Source organism: Amycolatopsis sp. lyj-23 (assembly GCF_046549135.1).
In the GTDB taxonomy this organism is placed as follows: Bacteria; Actinomycetota; Actinomycetes; order Mycobacteriales; family Pseudonocardiaceae; genus Amycolatopsis.
Window position 1 is genome coordinate 23,019 of sequence record NZ_JAJPWN010000009.1, and the last position, 15,962, is coordinate 38,980.

Genomic DNA, 15,962 nt, shown 5'->3' on the forward strand with positions numbered 1-15,962 from the left:
TCCTCCCTGCGCATCGCGGGCGGTCGCCCGATATCGTCGCTTCCCATGCGTGCAGTCCGCCGGTTCACCGTCCGCGCCAGCCTCCCGGATTCCCTGTCCGGACTGGGCGCGCTGGCCACCAACCTGCGCTGGACGTGGCACCCGCCGACGCGCGACCTGTTCGCGTCCATGGACGCCGAGCTGTTCAACGCCGTCCGGGACCCGCTGCGCATGCTCACCGCGCTGCCACCGGCCCGGCTCGACGAGCTCGCCGTCGACGACGACTTCCTCGCCCGGGCCCGCGAAGCGGCCGAGGACCTGGAGAAGTACCTGTCGGAGCCGCGCTGGTACCAGCGCCGCGACGACGAAGGCCTGCCGTCCGCGGTCGCCTACTTCTCGATGGAGTTCGGCGTCACCGAAGCCCTGCCGAACTACTCCGGCGGCCTGGGCGTGCTGGCCGGCGACCACCTCAAGGCCGCGTCCGACCTGGGCGTGCCGATGGTCGGCGTCGGGCTGCTCTACCGCAACGGCTACTTCCGGCAGTCGCTGTCGCTGGACGGCTGGCAGGTCGAGCACTACCCGGTGATCGACCCCAACGCCTTCCCGCTGGAACTGCTGACGGCGGGCGGCCGTCCGGTGCTGATCGGCGTCGCGATGCCGGGCGGGCGCGAGCTGTGCGCGCAGATCTGGCAGGCGCGCGTCGGGCGCGTGCCGCTGCTGCTGCTCGACACCGACACCGAGGCCAACGACGAAGACCTGCGCGGCGTCACCGACCGGCTCTACGGCGGCGACGCCGACCACCGGCTGCGCCAGGAGATCCTGGCCGGCATCGGCGGGTTCCGCGCGGTCCGCAAGTACTGCGAGCTGACCGGGCACCCGCAGCCCATGGTGTTCCACACGAACGAGGGACACGCGGGCTTCCTCGGCCTCGAACGCGCCCGCGAGATCGTCCAGGCCGACGGCCTGGCGTTCGACGAGGCCATGCCCGCGGTCCGCGCCGGGACGCTGTTCACCACGCACACGCCGGTCAGCGCGGGCATCGACCGGTTCCCGGTGGACCTGGTCCAGCGCTACTTCGCCGATGGGCGCCTGGTGCCCGACATCGACCCGCGCCGGGTGCTGGCGCTCGGCGCCGAGGACAACCCCGGCCTGTTCAACATGGCGCACATGGGCCTGCGGCTGGCGCAGCGCGCGAACGGCGTCTCCCAGCTGCACGGGCGCGTCACGCGCAAGATGTTCTCCCGGCTGTGGCCCGGGTTCGACCACGACGAGGTGCCGATCTCGTCGGTGACCAACGGCGTCCACGGCCCGACCTGGGTGGCGCGTGAGCTCAGCACGCTGCTCGGGCGCGAGTGGGGCCTCGACACCGGCGAGGGGCCGCTGCGCGACGGCGTGTCCGACGCCCAGCTGTGGGAGCTGCGGCGGGAGCTGCGCGAGAAGCTGGTGCACGAGGTGCGGCGCCGGGTGCGCGCCGCGTGGCTGCAGCGCGGCGCGTCGCCGCTGGAGCTGGGCTGGGTGGACTCGGTCTTCGACCCGGACGTGCTGACCGTCGGCTTCGCCCGCCGCGTCCCGACGTACAAGCGGCTGACGCTGATGCTGCGCGACCCCGAACGGCTGCGCACCCTGCTGCTGCACGAAGACCGGCCGATCCAGGTCGTCGTCGCGGGCAAGTCGCACCCGGCCGACGAGAACGGCAAGCAGCTGATCCAGCAGATCGTCCGGTTCGTCGACGGCGCGGACGTGCGGCACCGGATCGTCTTCCTGCCCGACTACGACATGTCGATGGCCCGCTACCTCTACCGCGGCTGCGACGTCTGGCTGAACAACCCGGTGCGGCCCCTGGAGGCGTGCGGGACGTCGGGGATGAAGTCGGCGCTGAACGGCGGGCTCAACCTGTCGATCCGCGACGGCTGGTGGGACGAGTGCTACGACGGCAGCAACGGCTGGGCGATCCCCACCGCGGACGGCGTCGCCGACCCGCTCCGCCGCGACGACCTGGAAGCGGCGGCGCTGTACGAGCTGCTCGGCCAGCAGATCGCGCCGCTGTTCTACGACCGCTCGCCCGACGGCGTCCCGACGGGCTGGCTGTCGATGGTGTGGCACACGCTGGAGACGCTCGGACCGCGGGTCCAGGCGTCCCGGATGGTCCGCGAGTACGTCGACAACGGCTACCTCCCGGCGTCCCGGACGGTGGCGGCGGCGACCGGCGACGGCTACCGCGGCGCGCTGTCGCTGGCGGACTACCGCACGAAGCTCGACGTGTCGTGGCCGCGGCTGCGGATCTTCGACTCGGAGCTGCTGGTGGAGGCGACCGAGCCGCTGGTGGTGGGCACCGAGGTGACGATCAGGGCCCGCATCGACCTGGCCGGCCTCGACCCGTCCGAAGTGGACATCCAGGCGGTGGTCGGCCGCGTGGGCGACGACGACGAGCTGCACGACCCGGTGACGGTCCCGATGACCGGCGACGGCATCGGCGCGTTCGCGGCCCGGGTCAAGCTGCCCCGCCCGGGCGCGATCGGGTACACGGTCCGGGTGCTGCCGAGGCACGGCCTGCTGGCGACCCCGGCGGAGCTGGCCCGGGTCGTCCTGGCCTGAGTTCACCACGGCCGCCGTCCGGGCGGCGGGGGCAGCACCGGCCGGCCGGTGCACCAGACGTGTTCGACGGCCTGCAGCCGGGCTTCGAGCTCGGCGACCCGGCCGGCTTCGACTTCCCTGGACCGCGGCAGCCAGGCAGCGACGCGCGCCGTCGCCAGGCTGCCGACCAGGAACGCCAAAACCGCAATCAAGATCAATTCCACTGTGGTACTCCCGGGAGTGTCGGTTGGCCGCTCGGGAACGGGCCGTTGGAATCAACGTACGGGCGTTGATCCATTCACAGTGCGCTGATCTGCGGTTTCGCCACAAACAGGTCAAGGACGACCGTACGGTTTGGGAACCGGAAAGCAGATTTGTCGACTCCGCGACGAAAGGCGGGCGACAATGTGTCATCAATTTGACCGAAACCTGGCATAAGCCCAGGTGGCGACGAGTTTCCGCAGGTGACGTGCGTGGGTAAAGGGCTTGCCTTGACGGATCACGGATCCTTTATGATGCTGCTCCATTGTGGAGGCGGGGAGGACGATGACCGGGCAGGACCGGCCGGCTGAGGGATTTGATCCCCGAGCCCGCGTGCGCGTCGAGAATGCGGTGGGCAAGCTGCACAAAAACGCGGGTGTGCGGGTTTCCGGTCTGCGCGAGGCGCTCGGTCCCGAACTCCGGGAATTCTGGGGTGTCGGGGACGCCGATCCCGCGCAGCGGGTCTGCGCCGTCGTCTACCTGCGCCTGATGGAAGTGCTCCGGTCGATGGTCGAGCCGGAACCGAAGCTGGAGCGGCTCGTGCACGTGGCCTACAACGTGGAGCCGGTGCCGCTGGACCGGAACCTGGCCGCTCGCCTGGAGAACCTGCTCGGCCGTTCGGCCCGCAGCTTCCAGCGGGACCTCAAGCCGTTCCGGGACGAGCTGTTCGTCAGCCTGCGGAGCCGCCGGCGGCCGCTCGGCGAGCCGGACATCCGGGAAGCGGAGGGCCGGTTCGCGACCGGTCCCGCCCGGACCGTCCCGAGCAGCCCGATCGAGGGGTTCCACCTGGATTCGGCCGGCGTGGTCCGGTGGTTCCTGGACCGGTTCTGGTGCGCACCGGCCGACAGCGGTCACGTGCCCGCGGTCGTCGACCTCGGTGCGCGCGGCGCCTGGCTGTGCGCCTTCGGCGACCAAGGCGCGCTGGACGACTACCGCGACACCGCCGGGTGCCACTGGCCGCTGTCGGTGACCGGCACCGGACGCGAACTCGCCGCGGTGGCCCACCGTGCGGACTGCGGTCTGCTCCTCAACCCCAGCAGCAGCCGGGGGATCGGCGCCGAGCGCGCGTTCTCGATCCCCCGGTCGCTGATCGCCGAACTGGTTCACGGCTTCCCGAACTGACCACGAAGGACGGTCCCCGATGAACGGCTTCGAAGCCGATCCCGTGCTGCTGCGCGCCGCCGGTCACCGGTTCGGTGCCCTGGCCGCCGAGTCCGCGGCCCGCCCCGAGCTGCGCTACACGGCCAAGGCCGAGCAAGCCGGTGACGTGCTGCTCGGCCGCGCCCTCGACGACCTCCAGGACGCTTCGGCGCGCGCGGCCACGCTCCTGCTGGGGGAGGCGCGCGAGCTCGGTGCGCGGCTCGAGCGGGCTGCGCGCCTGTACGCCGGCCGGGACGCCGACGCCCTCGGCGCGGTCGGCCTGATCGGGGCGCCGGAACCGTCCGACCCGGCCGGCCTCGGCTGAGCGGGCGGCCGACGTGACCTGGGATCCCGGCACCGTCAACCTGCTGCGGGGTGAGGCCGCCCGGCTCGAGGCGCTGGCGCGGCTGTTCGACGAGCTCGACACCGAGGTGCGCCTGCTTCTCCCGGAAGGGTGGGCGGGAGCCGCGCACGACGCGTTCGCCGACGCGCGTGGCCGCCTGGCGAAGGAGCTGAGCTCGGCCGCCGACGCCCACCACCTCGCGTCCCGGGCACTGGACGACTACGCCGAAACCCTGTCGGAGCTGGGCGAACGGCGCCGGCACGAGCCGCTGTCGGACGGCTTGGCCCGACTGGAGGTCCAGCGGGTCGAGGCGGCGGGGGCGGCGGAAGCGGCCTGCCGGGAGGCGGCCGCCAGGCTTGCCGAACTGCGGCCGGTGCTGCCCGAACACGCCGAGGCAGCGGGGGTCCCGGCCGGGCCCCCGCTGCCGCCGCCGGCACCGCCGCTCCGCGGCGGCGCCGCGGCTCCCGAGCCGGAGGAGCCGCGACAGCCGGGAGATCCGCGGCTCGGCGACGTCGACCGCGTCGCCTACCGCGGTCACCTGCAGGACCTCTGCGACGCGGTGCTCGACCACCTCGCCCGCGGCTGACCTTGAGCTGCTCCAGGCCCGGAAATCACGCCGCACCGGCCGGGAGGCCGGGTTAAGTTGTAGCCATGCGCTTCGGAATGTTCGTCCCGCAGGGCTGGCGGCTCGACCTGGCCGGCATCGACCCCGCGGACCACTGGCAGACCATGCTCGGCCTCGCGAAACACGCGGAGGCGGGCCCCTTCGAATCGATCTGGGTCTACGACCACTTCCACACCGTGCCGGTGCCGACCGAGGAGGCCACGCACGAGGCCTGGTCGCTGATCTCGGCGTTCGCCGCGTCGACGGAGACCATCCGGCTCGGCCAGATGTGCACCTGCATGGGCTACCGCAACCCCGCCTACCTGGCGAAGGTGGCCGCGACCGCCGACCTCATCTCGGGCGGCCGGGTCGAAATGGGCATCGGCGCGGGCTGGTACGAGCACGAGTGGCGGGCGTACGGCTACGGCTTCCCGTCCGCCGGCGAGCGCCTCGGCCAGCTCGACGAAGGCGTGCAGATCATGCGCGACCTCTGGACGACCGGAAAGTCCACTTTGGACGGCAAGCACTACCGGACGGACGGCGCCATCCTGAGCCCGCGGCCGCTGCAGGACGGCGGCATCCCGCTGTGGATCGCCGGCGGCGGCGAGAAGAAGACGCTCCGGATCGCGGCGAAGTACGCGCGGTACACGAACTTCTTCCCCGAGCCGGAAGCGTTCACCCACAAGTCGGAGATCCTGGCGGCGCACTGCAAGGACGTCGGCACGGACTTCGACGCGATCGTCCGTTCGGGCAACCTCGGCGTCGTCCTCGGCGAGACCGAAAGCGACGTCCGGGAGAAGCAGGCCTGGCTGAAGGCGCACTACGAGAAGTACGTCCCGGCGGAGGCCGCCGAGCGCGCGGTCGCCACCTTCGCGAGCGGCCCGACGGCCGGCACGCCGGAGCAGGTCGCCGAGCACCTGGCCGCCCTGGGCAAGCGCGGGATGTCGTACGCGATCCTGAACTTCCCGGAGGCCGCGTACGACCGGTCGGGCATCGACCTGTTCACCAAACACGTCGCCCCGGCGCTCGCGGACTGAGAACTGTCGGTCCCCTCCGGTAGCGTGGAAAACGGGGGCTGCTAAGGCACCGCCGGGCTGCCGCCTGCCTGCACGGGCAGGCCGGCGGCGGCCCAGGCGCGGAACCCGCCCTCGAGGTCGGTCGCCCCGCGCAGGCCCAGCCGCTGCAGGTCGGCCGCCGCGAGGCTCGACGAGTAGCCCTCGTTGCACACCACGATCACCCGCGTGTCCCGCGTCACCGCGGGCAGCCGCCACTCGCTGTCCGGGGCCAGCCGCCACTCCAGGTGGATCCGCTCGACGATCACCGCGCCCGGGATCTCGCCCTCAGCCGAGCGGTTCGCCAGCGGCCGGATGTCGACGACCAGCGCGCCCGCTTCCTGCAGTTCGCGGGCCCGGACGGGGGTCACCCGGTCCAGTCCCGCTCGTGCGGAGGCCAGCAGCGAGTCGACAGCGCTCATGATCGGACGATAGCGGGCAGCGGCGGGATTTCCGCCGGGACGTCGGCGAGCGTGTCGTACTCCCGCGTCGGCACCAGCGGCGGCGAATACGCGTGGACGCTGGCCGCGGGCTCGTCGCCGATGCCCGTGACCTGGTGGGCGCGGCCGGCGCCGAAGCCGAGGCCCTGGCCGGCGACGTGCGTGCGCCGCCGGATCGGCCCGCCGGGGTAGCGGTACTCCTCGCCGAGTTCACCCTGCAGGACGGTGAACGAGCCGGACGCGCCGCCGTGGTCGTGCGGCTTCGTCCGCTGGCCGGGCAGCCACGACAGCAGCCACAGCTCGACGCCGTCGGTCAGCGCCAGCCGCGCCCACCAGCGGCGGTCCTCGTCGAACCGCAGGATGCCGCGCAGGCCGGCGGTCAGTTCGGTGGTGACGGTGGCGGTCAGGTCGGCCAGCTCACGCGGGGTCCAGAGCAGCCGCGACGGGTGCAGCAGCTCGGGCAGCAGCGGGTCGGTGAGCTGCGGGTGGATTTCGACGGGCGGACGAACCAGGGAAGTGGTCAACGCGGGTGCTCCTCGGACGCGACGGATCGGGACGCCGGGGCAGCGCGGCACCGCACGCGCCAAGGGCGCGAGGGATCAGCGGAGCCGCGCCCGCGTACACCCGGCCGAAGCGACGAGGAGCAGGTCGATGGTGCGACGGCGCCAGAACGAACCCCGGGTGATCCCGGTGGCGGGCGCGTCGGCTGACATGCCAGCGATCCTGCCACAACGACGCCGCCCGCTGCTCTTCCCCGGTGCGGCGTTCCACGTCGTGGACACTGCCCGACCTGCCGGTTCGCCGTCTCACCCGGGCGGGTGCGCACGCGCGCGCGACGGCAGACAGAATGGGCCTCGTGAGCGAGCCGATCCAGCCCAGCGAACTTGACGACCTCGTGGTCCGGATGGCCGGTGTCGGCGTCCGCCGGGGGACCAACGACCTCCTCGCCGGCCTCGACTGGACCGTCGAACTGGACGAGCGCTGGGTGGTGCTCGGCCCGAACGGCGCGGGCAAGACCACCCTGCTGCGCCTCGCCGCGGCCGAACTGCACCCGACCACCGGCGAGGTCGACCTCCTCGGCGAGCGCATCGGCCGGGTCAACATCTTCGACCTGCGCCCGCGCATCGGGTTCACGTCGGCGGCCATCGCCCAGCGCGTGCCGGGCGACGAGCTGGTCAAGGACGTCGTGGTCAGCGCCGGCTACGCGGTGCTCGGCCGCTGGCGTGAGGAATACGACACCCTCGACACCGCCCGCGCGACCGAGCTGCTCGAAGCGATGGGCATCGGGCACCTGGCCGAGCGCACCTTCGGCACGCTGTCGGAGGGCGAGCGCAAGCGGGCGCTGATCGCCCGGTCGCTGATGACCGACCCGGAGATGATCCTGCTCGACGAGCCCGCCGCCGGCCTCGACCTCGGTGGCCGCGAGGACCTGGTCGCGCGGCTGTCCGACCTGGCGATGGACCCGGACGCGCCGGCCCTCATCCTGGTCACCCACCACGTCGAGGAGATCCCGCCGGGGTTCACCCACGCGCTGCTGCTGCGTGACGGGCGCGCGGTGGTGTCCGGCCTGGTCGACGACGTCATCACCAGCGAAAACCTGTCGAAGACGTTCGACCAGGACCTCGTGCTGGAGCGCTCCGGGGATCGCTTCTTCGCCCGCCGTCGCTAGGCTGTCCCTACCGACCGGTAGCGTGCTGGCAGATCGTCAACGAGGAGGATGGGCGTGGGAGAGTTCGCAACCCTGGAGGTCAAGGACGGGGTCGGCACGATCCGGCTCGACCGGCCACCGGTCAACGCCCTGAACGCCCAGGTCACGGCCGAGCTCGCCGAGCTGGCGAAGGAGGCGACCGAGCGCGACGACGTCCGCGCGGTGATCCTCTACGGCGGTGAGAAGACCTTCGCGGGCGGCGCGGACATCAAGGAGATGGCCACCCGCACGTACCCGGAGATCGCCAAGTTCGGCGCCAACCTCACCGGCACCCTCGCGGCCATCGCGAACATCCCGAAGCCGGTGGTCGCGGCCATCACCGGGTACGCCCTCGGCGGCGGCCTGGAGCTGGCGCTGACCGCGGACTGGCGGGTCGCCGGGGACAACGTCAAGGTCGGCCAGCCGGAGATCCAGCTCGGCGTCATCCCCGGCGCGGGCGGCACCCAGCGCCTGGCGCGCCTGATCGGGCCGAGCAAGACCAAGGACATCGTCTACACCGGGCGGTTCGTCAAGGCCGAAGAGGCCCTGCAGCTGGGGATCGTCGACCAGGTCGTCGCCCCGGACGACGTCTACGCGGCCGCGCACAAGTGGGCGGCCCAGTTCGGAGGAGGCCCCGCCGTGGCCCTGCGCGCGGCGAAGGCGGCCATCGACGGCGGTCTCGACCTGGACCTGCCGAACGCGCTCAAGCTCGAATCGCACCTCTTCGCCGCGCTCTGGGCGACCGAAGACCAGAAGAACGGCATGAAGTCGTTCATCGAAAACGGGCCCGGCAAGGCCACTTTCGAAGGGAAATGACGCCTTGACCGACGTGAACGACCCGGCGCCGAACCCGCACGCCACCGCCGAAGAGGTCCAGGCGGCCTACGCCGACCCCAAGCTGGCGAACGTGCTCTACCACGACTGGGAAGCCGGCACCTACGACGAGAAGTGGTCGATCTCGTACGACGAGCGCTGCATCTCCTACGCCACCGACGTGTTCAACGCCGTCGCGGGCGAGGACGGCCAGCCCTACCAGCACGCGATGGAGCTGGGCAGCGGCACCGGCTTCTTCCTGCTGAACCTGATGCAGGGCGGCGTGGCCAAGAAGGGCTCGGTCACCGACCTCTCGCCCGGCATGGTCCAGGTCGCGCTGCGCAACGCCGAGAAGCTCGGTCTCGACGTCGACGGCCGGGTCGCCGACGCCGAGCGCATCCCGTACGACGACAACACGTTCGACCTCGTGGTCGGGCACGCGGTGCTGCACCACATCCCGGACGTCCAGGCGGCGTTCCGCGAGGTGCTGCGCGTGCTCAAGCCGGGCGGCCGGTTCGTCTTCGCCGGCGAGCCGACCAAGATCGGCGACTTCTACGCCCGCAAGCTCGGCCAGTTCACCTGGTTCCTGACCACCCGCGTGACCAAGCTGCCCGTGCTGAGCGGCTGGCGGCGTCCGCAGTCGGAGCTGGACGAATCGTCGCGCGCGGCCGCGTTGGAGGCTGTGGTCGACATCCACACCTTCGACCCGTCGGAGCTGGAGTCGTGGGCCCGCGGCGCGGGCGCCCAGGACGTCCGCGCGGTGACCGAGGAGTTCGCCGCCGCGCTGGCCGGCTGGCCGATCCGGACGTTCGAGGCCGCCGTGCCGGCCGAGAAGCTCACCGTGCGCTGGCGGATGTTCGCCTACCACCTGTGGCTGCGGCTGTCCGCCGTGGACAAGAAGGTGCTGGCCAAGATCCTGCCGCGCGAGCTGTTCTACAACGTGATGATCACCGGGACCAAGCGGCCGTCCTGAATTGGGTTACTCGTTCAGCCTCGGTGACGTCGCCTACCTGCGTTCCGGCGCGGGCGCGGCGGCGCTCGCCGAGGTTGCGGCGCTGCCGCTGACCGACCGGATCACGTCCGTCGCGGCCGTCCGCCGTCTCGTGGGCGAGGAGCACGCGGCCGCCGTCCTGGAAACCGTGCTGCTGCGACGGAAAGCCGTCGGCAAGCTGTCCGGTGTGGACTGGCTGTTCACCTCCGACGCGCTCCAGCAGGCGAGCGCGTCGATCGTGGCGCGGCACCGCGCTTCGCGGCTGGCCGGGCTCAACGTCCACGACGTCACGTGCTCGGTGGGCGCCGACCTCGTCGAAATCGCCCGGGTGGCGCGGCGGGCGCTGGGGTCCGATGTGGACCCGGTGCGGCTGGAAATGGCGCGGCACAACGGTCTCGCCGCCGGGGTCGGGTTCGGGCTGGCGCGGGCCGACGCCCTGCATCCGGTGAGCCGCTCGGGCGTCGTCGTCGCCGATCCGGCCCGGCGTGACTCCGCCGGGCGCCGGGCGTGGAAACCCGCCGACTTCGCCCCGCCGCTGGACGGGCTGGTCGAGGCGTACCCCGGGCGGCCACTGGCGGTCAAGTGCGCTCCGGGCCTCGACTTCGCGCTCACGCCGTGGGCCGAGGAGGTCGAGCTGGTGTCCCTGGACGGCCAGGTTCGCGAGTCCTGTCTGTGGCGGGGGCTCGGCACCGGCGTCACCCGCCGGGCGACCGTGCTGCGCTCGGATGGGACACAGTGGACGGTCACTGATGCGGAACCGGACGAACTGCCCGTGCGGGCGCCGGGGGAGTGGATCGTCGATCCCGACGGTGCCGTCGTGCGTGCGGGCCTGGTCCGCCACTACGGGGCGCGGCACGGGTTGTGGCAACTGGACGAACGCATCGCGTACCTGACCGGTGACACCCCGCCGCCGGGCGTGCGGGCGTTCCGCGTACTGGAGCAGTGTCCTTACAGCGAAAAGACACTGAAGGCCGTCCTCAAGCGACACGACGTCGGGCGGCTGGAAATCCTGGTGCGGGGCCTGGACGTCGATCCGGACGCACTGCGCCGACGGCTGAAACCACGTGGTGGCGCCGAAGCGTCGGTCGTCCTCACGCGCATCGGGCGCTCACCAGTGGCGTTTCTGTGCCGCGCCGGAAAGTGAACGGGAACTTTCGAGGGGTGGAACTCCGGGTGAACGTGACGTAGGTTCCGCGGGTCGGCAAGTCACCGCTGGAGGATTCACGTGTTCCGCAACTGGTCAGGTCTCGTCAAGCTCGCCGCCGCCGCGGCCATCGGCGCCACTGTCGCTTCGGGAGCCACCGCACTGGCGGGCTCGGACGAGTCGACGGCCGCCCGCGCCAAGGAGCCGGCCAACATCGGCCAGGTCAAGCTGGACGTCAAGGCGTACTACGGCGACTACGTCGACGCCGCGGGCAAGCACCACTACTCCGACACCAGCCGGTTCGCGAAGGACACCGACCGGATCGTCTCGGACGCGAAGCACTACCTGGAGCGGTCGCTGGGCCGGGTGAAGAACCCGGCGATCGTGCTGGACGTCGACGACACGGCCGAGGTCACCTACGGCTGGGAGGCCGACAACGACTTCGGCTTCGACCCGGTCAAGCAGCAGCAGGCCATCGACAACGGCACGTTCGTGGCGAACAAGCCGGTGCTGGAGCTGGCGAACTGGGCGGCGCAGCACGGCGTCAAGGTGTACTTCCTGACCGGCCGCAACGAGTTCCAGGGACCGCAGTCGCTGAAGAACCTGGCCGGCGAGGGCTACCCCGCCCCGGCCGGGGCGTTCTTCAAGCCGAAGACCGCCGCGCCTGCCTACCTCCCGTGCGGGCTGACCTGCACCACCGTCCAGTACAAGGCGGGCACGCGGGCGCACATCGAGGCGACCGGCGCGAAGATCGTGCTCAACCTCGGTGACCAGTTCAGCGACCTCGAAGGCGGCTACGCGCTGCGTCCGGTCAAGCTGCCGAACCCGATGTACTACCTGCCCTGATCGCGGAATATCCGCCGGGTCCGGCGTGCTGCTCCCTGTACACAGGATTCCTAGGGAGCTGACATGGCGAAGCAGGTTCTTCAGCCGGGCCCGGACCACCCGATCACCGTCGAGCCGACGAAGGCCCGGGTGGTGGTCAAGGCGGGCGGCCGCGTCGTCGCCGACAGCCGCAACGCGCTCACGCTGCAGGAAGCGTCCTACCCGGCGGTCCAGTACATCCCGCTGGCGGACGTCGACGCGAGCGTGCTGGAGCGGACCGACCACGAGACGTACTGCCCGTACAAGGGCGAGGCCGGCTACTACACGCTCAACGCCGGCGAGGTGAAGGGCGAGAACGCGGTCTGGACGTACGAGAAGCCGTACGACGCGGTCGCGCCGATCAAGGACCACGTCGCGTTCTACCCGAACGTGGTGGACTCGATCGAGCTGGTCGAGGACTGAGCTGGACCTCGACCTGCTGCGGACGTTCCTGGCCGTCCACCGAGCGGGTTCACTGACCGGCGCGGCACCGTCACTGGGCCTGTCCCAGCCGACGGTGACCGCGCAGGTCAAGGCCCTGGAGGAGCAACTGGGCCGGCAACTGTTCGTCCGCCGCGCCCGGGGCGTGACGCCGACTTCGGCCGCCGACGAGCTGGCGGCCCGGATCGCCCCGCACATCGACGCGCTGGCGGACGTCACGGCCGGGCAGCCCGACCCGTTCGCGACGCCGGTGCACCTGGCCGGACCCACCGAACTGACCACGGCCCGCGTCCTGCCCGCACTGGCGGCCCTGGTGGCGCGCGGACTCCGCCTGCGGGTGACGTTCGGCCTGGCCGACGACCTCCTGGCGGGCCTCGCGCAGCGCCGCTTCGACCTGGTGGTCTCGACGATCCGCCCCCGCGGCCGCGGCTTCACGGCCACCCCGCTGACCGACGAGGAGTTCGTCCTGGTCGGCCCGCCCGGGTTCTCCGGCGACCTCCGTACCGCGCCTCTGGTGGCGTACGCGGAGGACCTGCCGATCGTCCGCCGCTACTGGCGGTCGGTGCTGGGCACGCGCCCGCCCGCCGCGCCAGCCGTGGTCGTCCCGGATCTGCGCGGCGTGCTGGCCTGCGTGCGGGCGGGGTTCGGCGTGAGCGTGCTGCCGCGGTACCTCTGCGCGGCCGAGCTGGCCTCGGGCGAGCTGGTGGCGCTGCTGGAGCCGGCGGAGCCACCGATCAACACGCTGTACGTGGTCAGCCGGACCGAGCCGTGCCGCCCGGGGCCCGCGGCGGTGCGCGACGCACTGCTCGCGGACGCCGGGCGGTGGTGACTCAGCCCGTGTACCCCGCGAAGATCTTCGCGAACTCGTACGGCGCCTGCGGCACGTTGGTGCACCGGTAGAGCGCGCCGGTGCAGGCGTTCGCGTCGCGTCCCTGCTCCCAGAACGACAGCATGCCCAGGTGCACGGTCTTCGCGAAGGCCACCAGCGCCTTCGCGTCCTTCTGGTAGAAGATCTCGTTCTGCGAGTCGTTGACGCCGATCATCGGGGTGACGCCGACCTTCTTCCACGCCGCCGCGTCACCCAGGCCGTACAGCGACTTCAGTTGCGCTTGAGTGGCCTTGGCCGCCGAAATCGCTTTCGCGCCCTGGTCGCCGGCGCCCTGGTAGTAATCCATGGCCATGATGTTGACGAGGTCGAGGTTCACCCCGGCGTCCTTGGCGGCCTTGACGACGTTGAGCCCGTCCGCGGTGAGCCCGGTCGGCAGCACCGGCAGGGTCAGCGAGATCTTCAGTCCCGGATTGTTGTTCTGCAGTGTCTTCAACGCCTGGGAGCGGCGTGCGATCGACGCCGGGTCCGCGACGGCCGCGCCCTCGATGTCGAAGTCGGCGTACTTGAGGCCGTACGCCTTGACGACGGCGTCGTACTCGGCTGCGACCTGGGCGGACGTGCTGCACGCCTGCGCCAGCTCGATGCCGGACGCACCGCCGAAGGAGATCTTCACGTCGCCGCCCGCGTTGCGGATCTTGGCGATCTCCTCCTGCTGCCACGCCGTGCGCGGGTCGTAGGCGCCGAACCAGCTGGCCTTGCAGCCGTAGGAGTTGACGAACGCGAGCGTGAAGCCCTTGACGCCGCTCGCGGCCGACATCGCCGACAGGCTGGGCGTCGGCCACGCGCCCATGTCGACGTAGGGACCGACGGGGATCGGCGAGCCGGCCGCCGCGCCGGCCGGAGCGGCGAACGCGGTGCTCATCAGGGTCGCTCCGGCCAGGGCGGCCAGCAGGGAACGGAGACGCACGGGGAACCTCCACGACGGTGGGCGCGGCGGCGGAAAGTGTCCTCATTGGTATAGACCATTAACCCTGGTGCGGACCATAGGCCGGACGGGCTACGCCGGTGACGGTGCGTTGCGGCGGCGCGGGCGGCGGCCGAGCCACCACTCGGCGGCCAGCAGCGGGAGCACCCACCCGGTCCACGTCGTGATCCCGGCGATCGCCTGGCCCAGCGCGACCCCGCTGCCGCCGAACGTCGTGTCCAGCTGCGGGGTCAGCACGAGCACCCAGACCACGCCCCAGATCCGGTTGCTGATGATCGACATGCACAGCGCGAAGCTGCGGACCATCCAGCGGCGGTGGTCGCCGAACCGGCGCGCCCGCGCCATCCGGTAGCCCTGCACGGTGCAGCCGAACCACAGGAGCGACAGCAGGACGTTCGACACGGCGCCGACCGGCCCGAACGGCGCCGCGAGCGCGATGACGAAGCCGGCGATCGACGCGGGGATCGCGCCGGCGAAGACATACACCCGGCCGGTGCGGCGGTGCACCGCCGGGTGCTTCTGCCGCAGCCACGGCCAGATCTGCAGCGCGCAGGTCACCATGGCGATGGTCGCGAAGCCGATGTGCGTGACCAGCACCGGGTAGTACCAGGCCGTGGGCGCCGGGATCCGGGACCGGGCCGGGTCGAGCCCGAGGTACGGCGGGAGCGAGAACACCAGGAAGGCGGTGACGAGCAGGCCCAGCGGGAAGACCCACGGGCGTCGCCACCACGGTGTCGCGACGCGGGCTGCGGGTGCGGCCTGTTCAGTTGTCGTCATGTTGCCCCCTTGGCTCGTACGGTGTATCCGAACCGTATGGACCGGCGGAACTGAACGACAACAACGGCGGCAACTAATAGGGGAGTACCCTGAAACTGTTCTACCACCGATCGGCAACTGTTCTAGTACGGATCGAGGAGTGCGTGGCCGAGGCGCCCTACTTGCGGATCGCCGCGGACCTGCGTCGCCGGATCACCGCGGGCGAGCTGCGGCCGGGCGATCGCGTCCCGTCGACCCGGGCACTGGTTCGCGAGTGGGGTGTCGCGATGGCGACCGCGGCCAAGGCGCTGTCCGCGCTGGGCGAGCAGGGCTGGGTGCGCGCGGTGCCGGGCAGCGGCACGGTGGTGGCCGACCGGACGCCGGCCAAGCCGCCGCTGGGCCGGGACGCGCTGGTGCGCGCGGGCATCGCCCTGGCCGACGCCGAGGGTCTCGCGGCGCTGTCGATGCGGCGGCTGGCGGCGGAGCTGGGCGTCGGCCCGATGGCGTTGTACCGGCACGTCCCGGACAAGGACGAGCTGCTCCGGCTGATGGCCGACGTGGCGCTCGGGGAGGCGGAGCTGCCGGAACCGGGCCCGGAGCAGTGGCGGCGGCGCCTCGAGCTCGCCGCACGCGCGCAGTGGCGGGCGTACCGCCGTCACCCGTGGCTGGCGCCGATCCTGCTCAATTCGCTGGTCCGCCCGCCGGTGCTGGCGGCGGGCCTGCGGCTGGTCGACTGGTCGTTGCGAGCGCTGGCCGGCACCGGCTTGAAGCGGCGGGCGAAGCTGCAAGTGATCATGACGCTGAACGGCTGGGTGGGCGGGCTCGCGGTGAGCAACGCGTTCGAGGTCCAGGCGGAGCAGGACACGGGCATCACGGGCGACCAGCGCCTGCAGGCCGACATGGCGCTGCTGACGAGGTTCCTCGAATCGGGCCGGTTCCCCACGCTGACCGAAGTGATGACCGGCATCGAGGACGTGGACCTCGACGAGGCGTTCGAGTTCGGCCTGCAGCGCCAGCTCGACGGCATCGCTGCGTTGCTGCGCCACCACTAGACTGCCA

18 protein-coding genes are annotated in these 15,962 nt (G+C 71.7%); 13 read left to right on the top strand and 5 right to left on the bottom strand.

Annotated elements, in window-relative coordinates; all coding sequences use genetic code 11:
• Positions 1-45 precede the first annotated feature (45 nt).
• On the top strand, positions 46-2,574 hold the full coding sequence (gene glgP / locus ACLJPY_RS22750; protein ID WP_410591297.1) for an alpha-glucan family phosphorylase: 2,529 nt from the start codon (positions 46-48) through the stop codon (positions 2,572-2,574).
• A 2-nt stretch (positions 2,575-2,576) separates the two neighbouring features.
• Here glgP and ACLJPY_RS22755 read toward each other — a convergent pair whose 3' ends face one another.
• Positions 2,577-2,777, bottom strand: a complete 201-nt coding sequence (locus ACLJPY_RS22755; protein WP_410591298.1) for a hypothetical protein — start codon at positions 2,775-2,777, stop codon at positions 2,577-2,579.
• A 370-nt stretch (positions 2,778-3,147) separates the two neighbouring features.
• On the opposite strand from ACLJPY_RS22755, the gene ACLJPY_RS22760 reads away from it, so the two are divergent.
• From ACLJPY_RS22760 to ACLJPY_RS22775, 4 genes are all read left to right on the top strand, one after another.
• On the top strand, positions 3,148-3,936 hold the full coding sequence (locus tag ACLJPY_RS22760; protein ID WP_410591300.1) for a hypothetical protein: 789 nt from the start codon (positions 3,148-3,150) through the stop codon (positions 3,934-3,936).
• Between the two features lie 19 nt (positions 3,937-3,955).
• Positions 3,956-4,279, top strand: coding sequence for a hypothetical protein (locus ACLJPY_RS22765; RefSeq protein ID WP_410591302.1), 324 nt, complete (start codon positions 3,956-3,958; stop codon positions 4,277-4,279).
• A 13-nt stretch (positions 4,280-4,292) separates the two neighbouring features.
• Positions 4,293-4,883: a putative T7SS-secreted protein gene (locus ACLJPY_RS22770; protein ID WP_410591303.1), complete on the top strand. Its 591-nt coding sequence runs from the start codon at positions 4,293-4,295 to the stop codon at positions 4,881-4,883.
• A 65-nt stretch (positions 4,884-4,948) separates the two neighbouring features.
• The gene (locus tag ACLJPY_RS22775; RefSeq protein WP_410591305.1) at positions 4,949-5,938 is read left to right on the top strand and encodes an LLM class F420-dependent oxidoreductase; all 990 of its coding nucleotides are present in this window, start codon (positions 4,949-4,951) and stop codon (positions 5,936-5,938) included.
• A 41-nt stretch (positions 5,939-5,979) separates the two neighbouring features.
• On the opposite strand, the gene ACLJPY_RS22780 is transcribed toward ACLJPY_RS22775, so the two are convergent.
• Entirely contained in the window at positions 5,980-6,375 is a 396-nt protein-coding gene (locus ACLJPY_RS22780; protein WP_410591307.1) for a rhodanese-like domain-containing protein, read from the bottom strand.
• Positions 6,372-6,917, bottom strand: coding sequence for a cysteine dioxygenase (locus ACLJPY_RS22785; RefSeq protein ID WP_410591309.1), 546 nt, complete (start codon positions 6,915-6,917; stop codon positions 6,372-6,374). Before ACLJPY_RS22785 ends, ACLJPY_RS22780 begins: the two co-directional genes overlap by 4 nt.
• A 323-nt stretch (positions 6,918-7,240) precedes the next feature.
• Here ACLJPY_RS22785 and ACLJPY_RS22790 point away from each other — a divergent pair, with 323 nt between their 5' ends.
• From ACLJPY_RS22790 to ACLJPY_RS22820, 7 genes are all read left to right on the top strand, one after another.
• Positions 7,241-8,062 carry an ABC transporter ATP-binding protein gene (locus ACLJPY_RS22790; protein ID WP_410591310.1) on the top strand — a complete coding sequence of 274 codons (822 nt, stop codon included), beginning with the start codon at positions 7,241-7,243 and terminating at the stop codon, positions 8,060-8,062.
• Positions 8,063-8,116: 54 nt separating this feature from the next.
• The gene (locus ACLJPY_RS22795) at positions 8,117-8,896 is read left to right on the top strand and encodes an enoyl-CoA hydratase/isomerase family protein (RefSeq protein ID WP_410591311.1); all 780 of its coding nucleotides are present in this window, start codon (positions 8,117-8,119) and stop codon (positions 8,894-8,896) included.
• A 4-nt stretch (positions 8,897-8,900) separates the two neighbouring features.
• On the top strand, positions 8,901-9,866 hold the full coding sequence (locus ACLJPY_RS22800) for a class I SAM-dependent methyltransferase (RefSeq protein ID WP_410591312.1): 966 nt from the start codon (positions 8,901-8,903) through the stop codon (positions 9,864-9,866).
• A 1-nt stretch (position 9,867) separates the two neighbouring features.
• Positions 9,868-11,028: a THUMP-like domain-containing protein gene (locus tag ACLJPY_RS22805; RefSeq protein ID WP_410591313.1), complete on the top strand. Its 1,161-nt coding sequence runs from the start codon at positions 9,868-9,870 to the stop codon at positions 11,026-11,028.
• 81 nt (positions 11,029-11,109) lie between these two features.
• Positions 11,110-11,874: an HAD family acid phosphatase gene (locus ACLJPY_RS22810; RefSeq protein WP_410591314.1), complete on the top strand. Its 765-nt coding sequence runs from the start codon at positions 11,110-11,112 to the stop codon at positions 11,872-11,874.
• A gap of 63 nt (positions 11,875-11,937) precedes the next feature.
• The gene (locus tag ACLJPY_RS22815) at positions 11,938-12,315 is read left to right on the top strand and encodes a DUF427 domain-containing protein (protein WP_410591316.1); all 378 of its coding nucleotides are present in this window, start codon (positions 11,938-11,940) and stop codon (positions 12,313-12,315) included.
• Between the two features lie 16 nt (positions 12,316-12,331).
• A complete protein-coding gene (locus tag ACLJPY_RS22820) occupies positions 12,332-13,162 on the top strand; it encodes a LysR family transcriptional regulator (RefSeq protein WP_410591840.1) in 831 nt (276 codons plus the stop codon).
• A 1-nt stretch (position 13,163) separates the two neighbouring features.
• Here ACLJPY_RS22820 and ACLJPY_RS22825 read toward each other — a convergent pair whose 3' ends face one another.
• Positions 13,164-14,129, bottom strand: coding sequence for a chitinase (locus tag ACLJPY_RS22825; RefSeq protein ID WP_410591317.1), 966 nt, complete (start codon positions 14,127-14,129; stop codon positions 13,164-13,166).
• Positions 14,130-14,219: 90 nt separating this feature from the next.
• Positions 14,220-14,924, bottom strand: coding sequence for a DUF2306 domain-containing protein (locus ACLJPY_RS22830; RefSeq protein WP_410591319.1), 705 nt, complete (start codon positions 14,922-14,924; stop codon positions 14,220-14,222).
• A gap of 143 nt (positions 14,925-15,067) precedes the next feature.
• Here ACLJPY_RS22830 and ACLJPY_RS22835 point away from each other — a divergent pair, with 143 nt between their 5' ends.
• Complete coding sequence (locus ACLJPY_RS22835; protein ID WP_410591320.1) at positions 15,068-15,955, top strand: TetR/AcrR family transcriptional regulator C-terminal domain-containing protein; 888 nt, start codon at positions 15,068-15,070, stop codon at positions 15,953-15,955.
• Positions 15,956-15,962: the final 7 nt, after the last annotated feature.